The sequence below is a fragment of the Aeromonas sp. 1HA1 genome (assembly GCF_029237385.1).
Taxonomy (GTDB): domain Bacteria; phylum Pseudomonadota; class Gammaproteobacteria; order Enterobacterales; family Aeromonadaceae; genus Aeromonas; species Aeromonas popoffii.
This window is the reverse complement of record NZ_JAACGC010000081.1, coordinates 1-16,012: the sequence shown is the minus strand read 5'-3', so window position 1 is coordinate 16,012 and position 16,012 is coordinate 1. Positions and strand designations below refer to the sequence as shown.

The 16,012-nt window shown below is 58.0% G+C and carries 19 protein-coding genes and 2 pseudogenes; 13 read left to right on the top strand and 8 right to left on the bottom strand.

Features of this window, described 5'->3' with window-relative positions; all coding sequences use genetic code 11:
- Positions 1-166: pseudogene (locus tag GWQ22_RS18610) on the bottom strand (IS110 family transposase); the annotation flags it as partial.
- 89 nt (positions 167-255) lie between these two features.
- Here GWQ22_RS18610 and GWQ22_RS18605 point away from each other — a divergent pair.
- A pseudogene (locus GWQ22_RS18605) lies at positions 256-1,005 on the top strand (DMT family transporter); the annotation flags it as partial.
- A gap of 14 nt (positions 1,006-1,019) precedes the next feature.
- On the opposite strand, the gene GWQ22_RS18600 reads toward GWQ22_RS18605, so the two are convergent.
- On the bottom strand, positions 1,020-1,607 hold the full coding sequence (locus tag GWQ22_RS18600) for a uracil-DNA glycosylase family protein (RefSeq protein ID WP_275931233.1): 588 nt from the start codon (positions 1,605-1,607) through the stop codon (positions 1,020-1,022).
- A 101-nt stretch (positions 1,608-1,708) separates the two neighbouring features.
- Between GWQ22_RS18600 and rarD the strand changes: the two genes are divergently transcribed.
- On the top strand, positions 1,709-2,611 hold the full coding sequence (rarD, locus tag GWQ22_RS18595) for an EamA family transporter RarD (protein WP_108536624.1): 903 nt from the start codon (positions 1,709-1,711) through the stop codon (positions 2,609-2,611).
- On the opposite strand, the gene GWQ22_RS18590 is transcribed toward rarD, so the two are convergent.
- Positions 2,593-3,324, bottom strand: coding sequence for a transporter substrate-binding domain-containing protein (locus GWQ22_RS18590; RefSeq protein ID WP_275931232.1), 732 nt, complete (start codon positions 3,322-3,324; stop codon positions 2,593-2,595). The two genes, rarD and GWQ22_RS18590, sit on opposite strands and share 19 nt — an antisense overlap.
- Before the next feature lie 44 nt (positions 3,325-3,368).
- On the opposite strand from GWQ22_RS18590, the gene GWQ22_RS18585 reads away from it, so the two are divergent.
- Positions 3,369-3,779, top strand: coding sequence for a GIY-YIG nuclease family protein (locus tag GWQ22_RS18585; RefSeq protein ID WP_108536626.1), 411 nt, complete (start codon positions 3,369-3,371; stop codon positions 3,777-3,779).
- Here GWQ22_RS18585 and pspG read toward each other — a convergent pair.
- The 4 genes from pspG to GWQ22_RS18565 form a co-directional block, all read right to left on the bottom strand.
- Positions 3,776-3,994: an envelope stress response protein PspG gene (gene pspG / locus GWQ22_RS18580; protein WP_042035286.1), complete on the bottom strand. Its 219-nt coding sequence runs from the start codon at positions 3,992-3,994 to the stop codon at positions 3,776-3,778. The genes GWQ22_RS18585 and pspG overlap by 4 nt on opposite strands.
- Before the next feature lie 47 nt (positions 3,995-4,041).
- On the bottom strand, positions 4,042-4,248 hold the full coding sequence (locus tag GWQ22_RS18575) for a PspC domain-containing protein (protein ID WP_042035287.1): 207 nt from the start codon (positions 4,246-4,248) through the stop codon (positions 4,042-4,044).
- Positions 4,249-4,250: 2 nt separating this feature from the next.
- On the bottom strand, positions 4,251-4,913 hold the full coding sequence (pspA, locus tag GWQ22_RS18570; RefSeq protein WP_275931231.1) for a phage shock protein PspA: 663 nt from the start codon (positions 4,911-4,913) through the stop codon (positions 4,251-4,253).
- 210 nt (positions 4,914-5,123) lie between these two features.
- Entirely contained in the window at positions 5,124-5,852 is a 729-nt protein-coding gene (locus tag GWQ22_RS18565; RefSeq protein WP_042035290.1) for a 1-acylglycerol-3-phosphate O-acyltransferase, read from the bottom strand.
- Between the two features lie 176 nt (positions 5,853-6,028).
- On the opposite strand from GWQ22_RS18565, the gene GWQ22_RS18560 reads away from it, so the two are divergent.
- From GWQ22_RS18560 to GWQ22_RS18520, 9 genes are all read left to right on the top strand, one after another.
- Positions 6,029-6,406 (top strand): hypothetical protein, encoded by a 378-nt coding sequence (locus tag GWQ22_RS18560; RefSeq protein ID WP_042035292.1) that lies wholly within the window; start codon positions 6,029-6,031, stop codon positions 6,404-6,406.
- A gap of 49 nt (positions 6,407-6,455) precedes the next feature.
- Complete coding sequence (locus GWQ22_RS18555; protein ID WP_275931230.1) at positions 6,456-8,498, top strand: protein-disulfide reductase DsbD domain-containing protein; 2,043 nt, start codon at positions 6,456-6,458, stop codon at positions 8,496-8,498.
- The gene (locus GWQ22_RS18550) at positions 8,495-9,238 is read left to right on the top strand and encodes a DsbA family protein (protein WP_275931229.1); all 744 of its coding nucleotides are present in this window, start codon (positions 8,495-8,497) and stop codon (positions 9,236-9,238) included. Before GWQ22_RS18555 ends, GWQ22_RS18550 begins: the two co-directional genes overlap by 4 nt.
- A gap of 3 nt (positions 9,239-9,241) precedes the next feature.
- Positions 9,242-9,766: a protein disulfide oxidoreductase gene (locus GWQ22_RS18545; protein WP_275931228.1), complete on the top strand. Its 525-nt coding sequence runs from the start codon at positions 9,242-9,244 to the stop codon at positions 9,764-9,766.
- Between the two features lie 157 nt (positions 9,767-9,923).
- Positions 9,924-10,400, top strand: coding sequence for a DoxX family protein (locus GWQ22_RS18540; RefSeq protein WP_212512724.1), 477 nt, complete (start codon positions 9,924-9,926; stop codon positions 10,398-10,400).
- Positions 10,401-10,678: 278 nt separating this feature from the next.
- Complete coding sequence (locus GWQ22_RS18535) at positions 10,679-10,963, top strand: DnaJ domain-containing protein (protein ID WP_033135738.1); 285 nt, start codon at positions 10,679-10,681, stop codon at positions 10,961-10,963.
- Positions 10,964-10,989: 26 nt separating this feature from the next.
- Positions 10,990-11,529, top strand: coding sequence for a hypothetical protein (locus tag GWQ22_RS18530; protein WP_275931227.1), 540 nt, complete (start codon positions 10,990-10,992; stop codon positions 11,527-11,529).
- 13 nt (positions 11,530-11,542) lie between these two features.
- Positions 11,543-12,304, top strand: coding sequence for a hypothetical protein (locus tag GWQ22_RS18525; RefSeq protein ID WP_275931226.1), 762 nt, complete (start codon positions 11,543-11,545; stop codon positions 12,302-12,304).
- Between the two features lie 11 nt (positions 12,305-12,315).
- A complete protein-coding gene (locus tag GWQ22_RS18520; protein WP_275931225.1) occupies positions 12,316-13,221 on the top strand; it encodes a hypothetical protein in 906 nt (301 codons plus the stop codon).
- A 98-nt stretch (positions 13,222-13,319) separates the two neighbouring features.
- On the opposite strand, the gene GWQ22_RS18515 is transcribed toward GWQ22_RS18520, so the two are convergent.
- The gene (locus tag GWQ22_RS18515; protein WP_275931224.1) at positions 13,320-14,576 is read right to left on the bottom strand and encodes an MFS transporter; all 1,257 of its coding nucleotides are present in this window, start codon (positions 14,574-14,576) and stop codon (positions 13,320-13,322) included.
- An 87-nt stretch (positions 14,577-14,663) separates the two neighbouring features.
- Here GWQ22_RS18515 and GWQ22_RS18510 point away from each other — a divergent pair, with 87 nt between their 5' ends.
- Positions 14,664-15,572 carry a LysR family transcriptional regulator gene (locus GWQ22_RS18510; RefSeq protein WP_275931223.1) on the top strand — a complete coding sequence of 303 codons (909 nt, stop codon included), beginning with the start codon at positions 14,664-14,666 and terminating at the stop codon, positions 15,570-15,572.
- Positions 15,573-16,012 lie beyond the last annotated feature (440 nt).

Genomic DNA, 16,012 nt, shown 5'->3' with positions numbered 1-16,012 from the left:
TGCCGCAGGCCTCCATGCCAATCAGACAGGCGGGTCGGTTGCTGAAGAACGGCACCACCTGCTCGCGTTTGAGTTTCTTGTTGAGGATCCGCTTGCCGTGCACATCGACGCAATGGACTTGGATGCAAGATTTTGCCAGATCGATACCAATCGTTGTAATGTTCATCACGGTCGCCTCTCTCAATCAGTGGAAAGTTTCATTCGCCACTTTGACACGTTAGATGCCGTTTTGGGGAGGGGCGACCATTCCATTAGTTTGTCTTCTTTCGCCAGCTCTCAGCCGCCATTCTGCTGATGCCCTGGCTGCTCTGGTCATGGCGTCGCAATCCGCCGGTAGCCATCAAGTGGCACCTGCTGCGGGCCCACATCTGGGCGGTCGGCGTCTGCCTGATGGTGGTCGCCCTCACCCGCTTGCCGCTCGCCACCGCCAACGCCCTCTTCTATGCGGCCCCCCTGATGATGGTGCCGCTGGCGGTATGGATGGCGGGGGAAGCGATCTCACGCCAGAAGGTGCTGACCGCGCTCATCGGTTTTATCGGGGTCTTGATCGTACTTCGACCAACCGAGGTGAACTGGGCCGCGCTGGCCGCGCTCGGGGTCGCGCTCTCCATGGCACTCAACAACTTGCTGATCAAGCGGATCCCGCTCAAGCAGCCCATCGCCCAGACCCTGTTCTTCACCAACGTGCTGAGCATGCCCTTCATACTGGCGCTGGCACTGTGGGAAGGGGGCGACTGGCAGTGGCAGATGTGGTGGCCCGCCTTCGGCTCATCGGCGCTGATCATGGTCTATGCCGGCTTGTGCGTGGTGGCCTATCGCAAGGCAGAGGCAAGCAAGATCGCCTCGGCGGAATACACTGGCCTCTTGATGGCGGTCGCCATCGGGGTCTGGATGTTTGACGAGCAACCGGGTCTGCCGCTGCTGCTGGGGTGCCTGTGCATCATCATCCCGCTGGTTGCCATGGCGCGCAACAAACCAAAACCGCTGACGGAACCTGCGGTCTGACACAGAGGCCAATACTAGGGTCGCACCAGCAAGGGGGCGACCCTTTGTTGCAGATGAGGGATCACCTCCTGCTCGAACCAGAGGTTCTTCTTGAGCCAGAAGGTATTGCGGGGAGACGGGTGCGGCAACGGCAGCCAGCCGGGGCCATAGTCAGCCCAGCTGCGCACCGTCTCGGTGAGCGACCCCTTGGCTGCCCCCCGCAGGTAGTAGGCTTGCGCATACTGGCCGATGAGCAGGGTCAGCTCAATATTGGGCAGCAGCATCAACACCTTGTCGTGCCAGGTGGGCGCGCACTCGGGTCTGGGTGGCAGATCGCCGGATTTTCCCCTGCCGGGGTAGCAGAGCCCCATCGGCATGATGGCGATGCGGGACTCGTCGTAGAAAGTGACCTTATCCACGCCGAGCCAGTGACGCAGCCTATCGCCAGAGGGGTCATCCCAGGGGATGCCGCTGGCATGAACGCGGGTACCTGGCGCCTGGCCGATGATCAGCAAGCGGGCGCTCTCGGCGCCACGGATCACCGGGCGTGGCCCCAGTGGCAAATGAGCCTCGCATAACCGGCAGGCCCGGATCTGTTCAAACAACGTATCGAGTCGGTTCATGCCCCGATAGTAACAGGATTTCCCCCTCTATCCTGCTTGTGAAAGTCTCAGAGGATACTTATCATGCGACCACAAATGTTTAATTTAATAAACGGAGAGAGATGAAGAACTGGATGGGCACCGGCAGCGCGGCCCTCTCATTCGTGCTGTGGGGCATGCTGCCCCTCTATTACCAGTTCATGCCAGAGGTCAACATGTGGGAGTTGCTCTCCCACCGGGTCCTCTGGTCGGCGGTACTGCTGGGAACCCTCTTTTCCCTGCTCGGCTACCGGGTGCCCTGGGCACGCCTGCGCAGTGAACCCCGTCAGCTTTGCCTCATACTGCTGGCGGGCCCGGTCATGTCCATCAGCTGGTGCATGTTTACCTGGTGCCTGACCACGGGTCAGGTGCTGGCCACCAGCCTCGCCTTCTTCATGACTCCGCTGTTCAATATCGTGTTCGCAGTCCTCTTCCTCAAGGAGCGGCTCACCCCGCAAAAACATCTGGCGGTCGCCCTGGCACTGGCGGGGCTGGCCTACATGCTGTTCTCCTACGGCCAGCTGCCCTGGTTCTCCCTCATCATGGGTGCCAACTTCGCTTTTTATGGCCTGCTCAAGAAGAAGGTGCACTACGATGCTGGCGTCAGCCTCTACCTCGAAGCCCTGGTCCAGCTGCCGGTTGCTCTGCTGATCATCGGCTGGCTTGCCCTGAACGGCATGAGCCAGTTTATGTCCGGTGACTGGGCCGAACGGCTGCTGCTGATGGGCAGCGCCCCCGCCACCCTGCTGCCGGTGGGCCTGTTCTGCTACGCCGTGGCGCGCACCCGCATGAGCACTGTGGGGCTGCTGCAATATATCGAGCCCAGCCTCGCCTTCCTGCTCGCCATCTTCTGGTTTGGCGAGACGGCGGATCCGGTGAAATCGGTGGGATTTGCCTTCGTCTGGGCGGGTCTGCTGGTGAGCCTGCTACCACTGCACCGGCTCAGGCGCGGTGCCGGCAACCCAGCTCAGGGTCTGCCACGATAGGATTCCAGGATGGCGTGCCACGCGGGATCCATGTCCATCTGCCCGGCGATGTCGTTCAGCCGGGCATGGAGATCGGCACGGGATTTGGGAACCAGAATATGGCGGGTATAGCTGGATTGGGGAAAGGGCGAGATGAACAACTTGCCCTCATAAGCGTCATTGATGAAGAAAGACAGTGCCGAGCCCGGCACCAGGGTCACATCAATGCGGCCCCGTATCAGCAGGCTGAAATTGGTTTTGACCTTCTTGGCATCGTGGCGCACCAGCTCGCCCCGGGCCACAGCATCATCGATGCCTTGATAGCGATAGCCCTCTATGCCACCGAAGATCAGCCCCTTGAGTGAATCCGGGCCGCGATAGGTGACGGGTCTGGCCGCGCTGGAGATGAGCTCGTTGGTGTCGCGCATGACAGGGAAGGTCCACAGATAACGTTCGTGCTGGGGATCCCCCACCCAGACAGGATTGACCCAGGCCTCCAGACCGTCGAAGCCAGGATCCGACATCTCCAGCGCCAATCTGGCCCGATTCACCAGCCAGAGTTCAAGCCTGGGTTCTCCGCCGAGCCTTTCATTGAGATACTTGACCAGATCCCGGCTCAGCCCCGTCTTCTCCCCTGTCATGAAAGGGGGATGCTGATGGTAATCATAGAGACGGATCGTCTCACCCAGAGCCGGGACCGACAACAGGCACCACAACCACAACCAGACTCGCATCGCACCTCCTTGGACTGCTCTTGAGTTTGGCACAGACAGATCGAATGAGAAACGCAGCGATGGACACAAAACCGACCAGCTCACCCCCACCCGGCCAATGGTCCCTCTATCTGGTGCGCACCGCAGCCGGCCTGCTCTATACGGGTATCAGCACGGATCCGATCAGGCGGTTGCGCCAGCACCAGAGCGGCAAGGGATCCCGCGCCCTGCGCGGCAAGGGGCCACTCACGCTGGTCTGGCAGCAGAGTGTGGGCGACAAGGGGGCGGCACTGCGACTCGAATACCGCCTCAAACAGCAGAGCAAGGCCTTCAAGGAGCGCCTGGTACGAGAACCGGATGGCTGGGCCGACTGGAGTCAGCCTTGGCTGGCAGCGATTGACCCGGCAATGAAGAGGCCACAAAAAAGGCCACTGCGAGCAGTGGCCAAGGAAGGATCCGATAGCAGGGAGGCTTAACGGTAGGTATTGGGTTGCTTGCGCCGGTTGCTGATGAGCCAGCACACCACCAGCAGCACCAGCAACCAGGGCGCCAGCTTGATGATCAGAGCGAACATGCCGGCCAGCGCGCCAAACAGCACGAAGAGACCGCTCACCAGCAGCATGGCTAGCACGGTAAACCCGGCCAGCGCCATGGCCACCAACACCAGCATCAAGACAATAAATTCCAGCATGTTCTGCTCCTCGCAGGCTTCTCTTACCGGCTGAATGACCCCAGGGGTCAATCCAGCCAGCGCTTCAATTCACGATGGGGTGGCATGATCAGCACCGCCAGCAGATAGGCGGCCAGGGTCAGTGGCGGCATCAGGATCAGGGCAATCAGCGCCACTATCCGTACCGTCACCCTCGAGAGCCCCAGCCGGTTGGCAATACCGGCGCAAACCCCGGTCAACTTGCGATGAGCAAGGTCCTTCGGCCAGGGCGTCATGCTTATGCCCCCACCTTCTGACCCTTCAGCCGGGCCAGTTCGCGCTCAATCTCGTCGTTCAGTTCCAGCTCGCGGAACTGGGCCTCCAACGAAGGATTCTGCCCCAGGGTCGCCGCCTCCAGCTGAGCTTCCAGCTGATCGACCCGGCCCTGAAAACCGTCGAAACGGGCCATCAGCTCATGCATGCGCTGGTTATCGACCTGGGCACGGGCCCGGATCCGGCTATGGGCGGTCTGTTCGCGCAGGGTCAACATCTTCTGCTTCTCGCGGGCTTCGGTCAGCTTGGCGGCCAGTCGCTCGCTGTCGGCGGTGAGCTGGGCAAGCACCTCGGCCACCCGGACCTTGTCCTGTTCCAGCTGGTCACATTTTTTAGCCTCGGCCAGTTTTTCAGTGAGGGCGGCACGGGCCAGATCCTCACGTCCCTTCTGGATGGCGAGCTCGGCCTTGGCCGACCACTCCAGAACCTGGTGTTGCAGCGCCTGCTGGTGGCGCTCCAGCTGCTTCTGCTCGGCGATGACGCGGGCGGCCTGGGTTCTCATCTCGACCTGCACCTGCTCCATCTCTTCGATCATCAGTCGCAGCATCTTCTCCGGCTCTTCGCTCTTGTCGAGCAAGCTGTGCAGGTTGGCATTGATCACGTCGGTCAGGCGGCTAAATACGCTCATGGTCTGGCTCCTTGTTCATGGGGATGGCTATCTCTTCCCATAGCATTACAAGAGCCGTGCCAAGAAAATTTATTGTTGCTTTACAACTAGATGGGGATTTATCGGCAAGATGCAAGCAGGGTTTTCTGGTGAAATTTGCCAACAAGGTGGTGATTTTAACCAACAAAAAAGGGAGCCAGCGGCTCCCTCTATGTCGTCTTCCGTTCAGAGTCAGGCGGCTTGATGGCGACCCAGCTTGCTGTCCAGTTCGACCAGCTTGGCTTCCATCTGTGCACGGCAGTTGTCAGACAACTCGCGAATACCGGCTGCGCCATGCTCCTTGCTGCACACGGGCGGCAACATTTCCAGCAGCACTTCACCATTGTCCCAGCGGTTCAGGTCGATCTGGCCAAAGTAGCTGGAGCAAACGATGGGCACCACGGGCACCTCGGCCTGCACGGCGGTGTGGAAGGCGCCAGCCTTGAACGGCAGCAGGCCACGCCCCTTGGAGCGAGTACCTTCCGGGAACATCCAGATGGAGGTGCCATGATTCTTGATGCGATCCACCACCTGGCCTATGGTGCCGATGGCACGGGAGCGGTTGGAGCGATCGATCAGCACGTTGCCTGAGAGCCAGAAGAGCTGGCCGAAGAAGGGCAGCCACAGCAGACTCTTCTTGCCGACCGCCACCACGCCGGGCATGACAGCACCTGTCACGGTGAAGATGTCGAAATTGCTCTGGTGATTGCAGACATAAACCGCCGGACCGAGCGACTTTACCTCGTCCGGTATGGTTACCTTGACCTTGAGCCCGAGCAGCGGGCAGATCGCATGGTACATGCGGGCGAAAACAAAGACGTTGTTGGGATGACGCGGACGCACCAGACAGAGCAACAGACCAAACACGAACCAGAAAACGAGCAGCAGGGTAAGCAGCAGCACACGGGCAAGTTTGAGCATCGAACACCTCGGATTTTAACTTGGCGCAGTATACTGGTCCCCCTTTTAGCGAACAAGCGTTCGCCAAACAGAACCGCCCACCACGATGTGCACAGATGGTCGCATCGAATTCTGCTGACTTGCTCCGGTCATGGTTGATCGATAGGATAGGCACCATTCAACAGGGTAGGGCTAGCATGATTTTGCGACAACGCGTGGCGACAAGACTCCTGCTGCTGGTCTGCATTCTGGTGCTCAACTGTGCGGCCCAGCCGCTGGCCCGGCTGGCTCAACTCGATCAAGCCCTCAGTTGCCAGGTTCAACTCCTCCCCTCTTCCGGTGTCGATGCCGACGATGCGCAGCCAGCGACGCCTCAGCCGAGCAGTTGCCAGCTCAATGGCAAGTGGCTCAGTGCCGCCAGCCTGCTCTGTGTCGAACAGATCTTCTTTGCCATCGCCTTCGTGATTGCCCTGCTGGCGCCGTTGTCGCGGCGCTCGCCTGCCTTGCCCCCCCCTCGCAACATATCTCCGCCTGAACGGCGACTACATCTTACTTTCTGCGTCTGGCGAGAATGAGTTAGCGGCGGTTATCTACCCCTGACTTTCATTTTCAAGAGACAACAATATGACAAAAATCATCAAGACTGCCCTGTTGATGGGCGGCCTGCTGTGGCAATCCATGGGATTGGCCAGCGATACCGGCTGGCTTGTCAGCCCCCAGAATGATCACGCCAGGGTGCGGCTGCAAGCCGACACCCGCGATCCCGCCCAAACTCGCGTGCTGCTGAGCCTGGAGCTCGAATCCGGTTGGAAGACCTATTGGCAGAACCCGGGAGAAGGCGGCATCGCCCCTGAAATATTCTGGGATGACCCTCAACCCGCGCAGCAGTGGTACTGGCCCGTGCCGGAGCGATTTGACGTCAGCGGCATCTCGGCCCAGGGCTATCGGCAAGCCGTCAGCCTCCCCATCAGCCTGACCCACAGCCGCCGCGAGGCGCTGACGGGCACACTGCGCCTTTCGACCTGCAGCAACGTCTGCATCCTGACCGACTACCCCTTTACCCTCGCAGTCGATGGCACTACGCCAGAAGGGTTCGACTTTGCCTACGCCCAGGCGATGAGCAAGCTGCCACAAGCCATGCCGGGCAGCGTCACCCTCAAGGCTGGTTATCAGCAAAACCAGCTGCAATTGACCGCCGACAACCCGCAAGGCTGGCAGGATCCGAAGATTTTCCTCCAGCGGCTGGAGGGCGCCGAATTTGGCAAACCCGAGCTGGAGGTGCAAGGCAACACCCTGATTGCCCGCATTCCGGTCAGCGATGGCTGGCAGGGCGATGCGCCCGACATTCGCGCCCAGCAACTCGGGTTTGTACTGGCCAACGGTGAACAAGCCTGGCAGAGCGAGCTCAGCATAGGTGACCCGCTGACCCTGCCGAGTCAGGGCCACTCGCTGTTCTGGCTGCTGGGCGCCGCCCTGTTGGGTGGCCTTATCCTCAATCTGATGCCCTGCGTGCTGCCGGTGCTGGCACTCAAGCTGGGGTCGGTATTACAGCTAACAACCCGTGAGCGCCGCCCGGTTCGTCTGCAATTTCTGGCGGCCAGTGCTGGCATCCTGGTCTCTTTCTGGGCGCTGGCACTGATGAGCACACTGCTGCGCGCCACCCAGGGAGCGGTCGGTTGGGGTATCCAGTTCCAGAGCGTCTGGTTTATCGGCTTCATGGTGGTGGTCACCCTGCTGTTTTGTGCCAACTTGCTGGGGCTGTTCGAGTTAAGGCTGCCGAGCAACCTCACTACCCGCCTCGCCACCACGGGTGGCAACAGCCTGGGCGGTCACTTCCTGCAAGGGTGCTTTGCTACCCTGCTGGCCACCCCCTGCTCGGCGCCCTTCCTCGGCACTGCGGTCGCCTTTGCGCTCGGGGCACCGCTCGGTCAGCTCTGGCTCATCTTCACCGCGCTTGGCCTTGGCATGAGCCTGCCCTGGCTGCTGATCGCCGCCTTCCCCCGTCTTGCACTCTGGCTGCCGAAACCGGGCCGCTGGATGGGGCGCCTGCGTATGCTGCTCGGTCTGATGATGCTGGGCTCCAGCCTCTGGCTGCTCAGTCTGCTCGGCAACCATGTCGGCCACTTCTGGATGCTGATCCTGATGGCGCTGATGCTGGCCACCCTGCTGCTGGCCGTCCTGTGGCGCCATGGCATGCGGGGTGTGACCCTGGGACTGGCCCTCACCTGTCTACTGGGTGGAGCCCTGCTGCTGGGCGGCGCCTTTACGATGGAAGGAAAACCCCGGCAAGATACCGTCAACTGGCAGCCACTGTCGGAGCAAGCCATCCAGGACGCGCTGGCGCAGAACAAACGGGTCTTTGTCGATGTCACCGCCGACTGGTGCATTACCTGTAAAGCCAACAAATTCAACGTGCTTCTGCGAGATGATGTGCAAAAAGCCCTGAGCGCCCCCGATGTGGTGGCCCTGCGTGGAGACTGGAGCCGTCCCTCTGCCAGCATCGCTGACTTCTTGCGCCAGCGTGGCAGCGTGGCCATTCCCTTCAACCAGATCTACGGGCCCGGCCTGCAGGGTGGCGAGACCCTCTCCCCTCTGCTGGACCGACCGACTCTGCTTGCCACCCTGGCGCAAGCAGGCATTGCCACTTCTCAAGGAGACACGAAATGAAACCGACCCTGTATACCCTGACCCTGCTGGCCTCCCTCTCTGCCGCCCTGCTGGCTCCGGCCCTGCACGCGGCCCCCTTCACCCCGGAACAGGAGGCACGTATCAAGGAGCTGATCCGCGAGACTCTGGTGGCCAACCCCAAGATCCTCGACGAGGCAGCCGAATCCTGGGAGAAGCAGAATGCAGCGGCCCAACAGGCGCAGCTCGGCAACTTCATCAAGGGCAATCAGGATGTGCTGTTCAACAGTGCGACCAGCCCGCGCCTCGGTGCCAAGAACCCCAAGCTGACGCTGGTGCTGTTCACCGACTACAACTGCCCCTACTGCAAACAGTTCGATCCTCATCTGACCCAGCTGCTCAAGGCCCATCCGGACGATCTGGGGCTGGTGATCAAGCTGCTGCCGTTCAAGGGGCAGACCTCTGCCAAGGCGGCCCAGTACAGCCTGACGCTGTGGCAGCAAGATCCTGCCCGCTTCCTCACCCTGCACGACAAGCTGATGAGCAAGCAGGGAATGCTGACCGAGGCGGATATCAACAAGGCGCTGGCGGCCACCGGCAATACCGCGCTCAAGCCCGACGCCAAGGCCACCGAGGAGCTGCGCAACAGCCTTCGCATCGGCACGCTTCTGGGGGTGCAGGGCACACCGGCGACCCTTGTCGGCAACCAGCTGGTGTCGGGCGCCATCCCCTATGAGGAGCTGGAGCAAATCGTGCAAGCCGAACTGGCCAAACAGGGGTAAACCATGACAGAGACAATCGCCCCCCAACCCCGCTGGCGACGCTGGGGTAAAGAGGCACTCTGGCTGCTGCTGATGGCGCTGGTCATCTCGACGGCACTGGACTTCTGGCGCAGCCCGGCACTACCAGAAGACGGCCCGCTGCCCACCCTCATTCTGCAAGATGGCACCACCGCCGACCTGCAGGCCATGAGCCGGGACAAGCCGCTGCTGGTCTACTACTGGGCCAGCTGGTGCGGCGTCTGCCGCTTCACCACCCCAACTGTGGAGCAGCTCTGGCAAGAGGGTGAGAACGTGCTGACGGTCGCGCTGCGCTCTGGCAACTCTATCCAGTTGCAGCAAGGGATGACCAGGAAGGGGCTGACCTTTCCGACCTATAACGATGAACAGGGCAACCTCGCCGCCCGCTGGCAAGTGAGCGTCACTCCCAGCTTCCTCATCGTCAAGGACGGCAAGGTGGTCAGCACGACGACAGGCTGGAGTTCGGGGCTGGGTCTCAAAATGCGCCTGGCATGGGCCCGCTTTAGCTGAATCGACCCGACTGGCGACAACGCTGGCGCCCTGTCCCTTGGGAAAAGGGCGCCAAACATTATCGAGATAGCCGTGACTTTTGCCCAAGCGAGCGGGGCAACGCCCGCCGCCGCATCAGCGCTCAGGTTCACATGCTTATAAAGGAACAGGAGTGGTAATGAAATCCCTCATCACATGTTTGCTGTCGACCCGAAGTGGTCGCTATTTCTGGCCGCTGGCACTGATCCGGATCTCCTTTGGTCTGTTTTTCTTTGCATCTGGCCTGAATAAATTGATTCAACCCGCTAACCAAGAGGCCATGTTGCATACCATGATCGCAGCAGGTCTCCCCTACCCGGCCTTGATGGCAATCTTTGTTGCGACCTGTGAAACCCTGTTTGGCGTGCTGCTGACTCTCGGTCTGTTAACCCGGTTGTCTGCGCTGGCACTGCTGGTCATCAACACGGTTGCCCTGGTGACCATAGGTCTGCACCAGATCCCCGCCAACGTGACCGGGCTCGAATGGTATAGCTGGCTGCTCTATCTGCCCGAGTCTGTCTATATATTGCTGTGCATCTTGCTGGTGGTGCAGGGTTGTGGCCCCTGGGGGATCGACCGCCCGCTGGGTCGCAAGCTGGCAGCGCCGGGGCATTGACCGCGACTGACGGAGTCACCCAGTTCACATGACCCAACGCCCGGCCTGCCGGGCGTTTTTTAACCTTGATCACACATCTCACTCCCCCTTCTTGCCAAAATGGCAGCGATCGGAACTTAACTCGCCTTAGCAACTTGCTTGCCATATCGCCTCCTATTCATGGCGGAGTTGGCCTGTTTCCGTTAAAATGACGGGTTTTTGCCGTGCCTGGTTTCTTACGCTCCACCATCAGGCACCCGCAGTGTGAATCCGATGATGCCAGTGATGCAGGATCTGCCATGAACAACTACTTTCGGGTGCTGGGCGTCAAGTCCAACGCCAACGAAAACGACATCAAGAAAGCCTATCGCCGGCTGTCGAACCAGTACCACCCAGACAAGCTGTTAGGGGCGAGCGAAGAAGAGCGAGAGCTGGCAGCCATCAAGCTGCACCAGGTAAAGCAGGCCTATGAAGTGCTGTCAGACCCGAAACAGCGGGCCGCCTTTATCAAGGATTTCAACAACGTTATCGTGACCGATCCCGCTGCTGCCATGCAGGAGATGTGGGATCAGTTCTACCCCTGATGCCGACGCAAGAAAGAAGAGCCACTATGCAAAAAAAATGGGATCAGGCGCGCATCAAAGCGCTGATGAGTGATGCCAGCGAAAACATCGAATCCTACCGGGATCAGGATCAGCCCAAGGCACTGGAGCAGTTCACCAGCCAGATGAAGACCCTGCTGCTGGCCGACATGAGCATGCTGGAGTTCATGCCGGAATACCTGCCGCTCGCCCTCTATGGCCGGGTGCAGTTTCCGGCCAAGGCCAAGCCCGAGTGGAACAAATGGCTCACCAGCGGCGTACAACCCTCATGGGACGAGTTCAAGGTGTCGGTGGCGTTCAATAATGCCGACCTGCCGCTGGTGAAAGCGGTGCGGGCCCAGAGCGAAGATCAGCTGATCGAAGCCTGCGCCGTGCTGTTCCAGCTCTGCCATCCAAAAGAGAGCCCGCAGCCGCGCGGTGGCCGCCGTGCCGATGACGACTACGAGCTTAGCGACGACGATGACGACGGGGAAAACGCTGACGCCGACTATAACGGTGATGGTGACGACGACGGCGATCAAGACATGTACGACGAAGTACGTTTCTAACTTGAGGCACAGCATGCACAGTCTGATAGAAATTACCGCCATCGAGATCAAAGAGCTGGCCGTGATCGAGCCGAAGCAGGCCAGCGAAAAATTTGAGCTGATCGCCAAAACCATGTCCGACGATCAATTGGCCGAAGTCATTGAACAGATTGATATCGTCACCCTGACCCAGATCAACGGCCAGCACGACATGTCATTCCCGTCGATCATCTCCGAGCTGATGACCCCGGAGCGGATCCGCGACATCGTCTGCCAGCAGCCCCTCTACTGGGAAGAGGCGATCAAGAACAACGCCGAAGAGCTGCAGCAGCACACCTTCGACTTCCTCAACTACCTGATCCGCACCCAGGAGAGCGACGCCAAGCAGGCAGAGATCCTGGAGTGCATCGCCGAGGATCCGGCCGGTCTCTTCTACCTCGCCATCCCCTTTATCGAGTTCTATCGCGGTGAGCGCTTCGACGATGAAGAGGGCTTCCACGACACGCTGCACGCCGAAGAGGAAGATCTGGAAGAGGCGCTCTCCTACAGCGACCGCCAGCAGAGCGAAAATGCCCACGACTACCCGCTGGATGACCCGCGCAGCCTGTTGATGCTGATCCGCGAGCTGACCCCCGAGGTGGAAAAATCCATCAAGGCACTGCTGCGCAATGAGCACTCCAGCTGGGAAGGGATCATCAGCAAGTTCGCCAGCGAGCTGGTGATGCAGGCCAAAGAGAAGAACGAGGCCTCCGACGAGTACGCCGAAGTCGACGACATGTTCAGCTTCCTGGATTGAGGAACCCCGTCATGCAACTAGTGATACGCGACGTCAATCAGGGCCCCTTTCTCTCTCAGGTGCTGCGCTTTGGCCGCGAGAGCGAACACTTGAGCGATCAGCAGCTGGGCCAGATCAAGGGCAAGGCGATGTTGATGAGCCTCAAATTCGCCGACAAGTACTACAACAAGTACAAGATGCATCTGCTGGAACAGGCCGCCCACGACGTCATCGGCGTGGTGAGCCTGGGCCTGCTGGAGCTGTCGCAACGGGACCTTGCCCGGGCACTGGCCCTGCTGCAGGCGCCGGAGGGGCCCATCAAGCCGTTCCAGAAGGGTTGGTCCATGCTGATCTCGGTCAGCGCCAAGCAGCCCGGTAGCAACAGCCTCTATGGCGACGTGGACGCGCGGCTCTTGGACAAGATCTCCAGCCCGCCGGATGTGGAGGAGTGGCAAGGTTGGCAGGAGTACGAGAAGGCGCTGGCCGAACATAACAAGGCCCGCCTGATGAGCCTGATCGATCAGCACTTCTTCGCCTGCGAGAACGACCACCCCACCATGGAGGACAAGCTGGCCGAGGCCCTGCTCTATCGCATCCTCTGTGGCAATGGCAGCGGCGCCGCCAAATTGAAGGTGAAGCAGGATCTCAAACGCAAACTGGCGCGGGAGATTGAGCTCAATGAAGAGTGGTACGACACCGACTATCTGGCCGCCCAGCTGGAGCGGCTGCTGGCAGAGCTGCCGGGCGAGCTGATCGCCGGTCTGCGTCAGGAGCTCAGCAAGGGGTTTATCCCCAACCTGCTGCATACCCTCGGCTTTGTGCGCCAGTACCAGCAGCTGCAACAAGAGAACGCCTCGCCGGAGAAGCTCGACAACATCGAAATGCGCGCCGGTCTCAAGCACCCGCTGCTCGGCTGGCCGCTCTACCACAACTTCTAGGGGGCGTTTTCGCCGCCCCATTCAGTCGCACCACAACGCCCGGTTTGCCGGGCGTTGTTATATCCGGCGATGAGCCCCCCCACTACACACGCCGTTACTCAAGCATTCGGTGATTTGGTCACCAAACATAAACGTGTGAGTAACTGATATAGAAAGAGTGGTTGAATAATCGTCAGCGCTATGGTCAACCAAGCCAATATAGTCATGTTACCAAGGTGGCCATCAACATTAGTTAACATCATCGAAGAAACTACGGCAGCCAAGCCACTGAATATATGTTGGAAAACATTCTGCAATGACATGAACCCCGCTCTTTCCCAAGGCGCGGCCACTTGACTGTTCACAGCAGCAACGGTGATCGTCCGTGTCGACGTAACCACCATGAATAACGTGAAAATCACCATGGTCGGCAACCGGGGTTCACGTAAGAAGCCGTCCCAAACAACGGCAATCGTCAATACCCCCATCAAAACCGTCACTCCCATTGCGCCAAAACGGTCAATAAAATATCCACCAAACTGCATCGCAAGCAAGCTAAAAATACCGCCCATGAGATAGTAATGACTCATATCACCACGCGGTACATCAAGGTTGAATTGAAAATAAGCTGCAATATTTGGCACAATAAGGAAGGTACTGAAAATTGCCAATCCAATTGCCATAAACGCATTCCACACCACAGGTCGTTTCAACATTTGAATGGATGAAAAAACCTTCTGGCTCCGTTCCAAGTGGGCAGTCATCCCGGGCAACCTTATATATACCGCCACGCAGACACACAATCCCAAACCACCAACGACATAGAAAGGTGCACTCCATCCTTTTAACATGGCCAGCTCCAATCCCAAGGGGACACCGGCAATCGCTGACAACGAGAAAGCCCCCATCACTATGGCCATCGCTCGACCACGTTGCTGTAGTGGCGTGGCATCCACAACGATCGCCAGAGCGATGGATGTTGCCGGACCGGCAAACACACCGGCCAGCAAGCGGGTAAAAAATAAACTTTCCATATTCCATGCTAACGCGCACGCCCAGGTGAATAGCGTGATGCCGAACAATGAGATCAGTGCAACATGTTTTCTATCAAATCGGTCGAGATATCTGGCACACAGTAATGATGATAATGCGGCTGCCAGTGCATACCCGCCCCCTAAATACCCTATATAGGTTGGGCTTATATTTAGCGCACGAGATAAATCAGGCCCAAGAGGCATTATCATCATAAAATCAAGAGCACTGACCAATTGAATCAATGCGGCTAGCCAGACAACGTTAATATCCATAGGCGAACTATTAATGTGCGTTTTTTCATCCACATTATTTTTATCTAACATCATAGTATTTACTCTCAATCTTTAGAGATAAACAGTATATCCACTATCACAATTTAATTTTATCCGTTAAAATGGCACAGATTGTTATCATATCAGGGATAATCAATGCGTACAGGCATGGAATTGAATGCGCTGAGAATTTTCATTGCAGTGGTTGAAAATAGCAGTTTTGTCGGGGCATCTAAAACCCTTCAAATACCCACGTCAAATGTGAGCCGCAGTATCTCTCAATTGGAAGAAGCCTTGGACCTTCAACTGATTGAACGCACTACCCGCCATATGAAACTCACACAGGCAGGGCAACTGCTCTATACCCGAGTCAAGCCATTACTGGAATCACTGGAGCAAACCGAGGCTGAATTGACATCACAACAGATTCAGCTGAAGGGGCCATTACGCATCTGTATCCCCAATGAAGCAGGTCCAAAACTGCTCGGTACCGCCATCGCTGACTTTGCCTGTCAACATCCCGAGATAAAAATCAGCTGTATTACCAACCTGTCCGGACTTGAATCATTAAGAGAGGATTTGGACATGGCAATCATCATTCACAGAGGCAAGATGGATGATTGCGATTACATAGCCAACCATCTGACAACCATTCCCTGCACTGTTGTTGGCTCCCCTTCACTGATCCAGAAGTGGGGACTTCCCAACCATACGTCACAACTAAAAGAGCTCCCCTGTATCACTACGGTGAGCGCCCTGAAAGGGATGCCTTGGCAATTTACTCGCACAAACAGTGAATTTTCCACCATTCAGGTGAATGAACACTACCGGGTCAATAGTGGCGAACTGGCGTTAAAAGCAGCAATAGCCGGTGTAGGGTTTGCCATTCTTGCCAAGGTGTCTTGCCAAGAGTTTATTGATGATGGCAGCTTGATTGAAATTGAACTTGAGTTACCCCCGGCCCCATTGCAGTTGTTTGCTGTTTATGCAAACCGTCAATATCTACCGGCAAAAACGCGCGTCTTTATTGAGTTCGTACGGCAAAATATTATGAATTATCAGTAGCTAAAACCGGTAAAGCCTCAACAGGTTAGGCTGACTTTTCAAGATATCAACAGATGAGCCACCCAGCGTTTATCGTTCGCGAACGTCTGATTACGCTTCGCTAATCAGACCTGCCGCTCTATATGGAAACTCGATATACGGGACGACAACTAGGACACCCACCTTTTGGACAGGCCATCACGAGGTCAATTACTCGACACTTCATAGACGTGGCTGCAGCAACAATATCTCTACTCTGTCTCCTGTTTAGGAAGTACGAGTAAAAAACAGGCTCAGCGGCGCTATGACAAGCGGGGACGTGGTGAAGGTGAGGAACCTGACTCTTATACACAAATATTGTGAACTGATTGGCACTTTTCCCGATTTCCAGGATCTGATCTCCTATGTGACTCCCGAACATGGTAACGATCATGCTAACTTTTGCTCTTCATCGTGCGGCC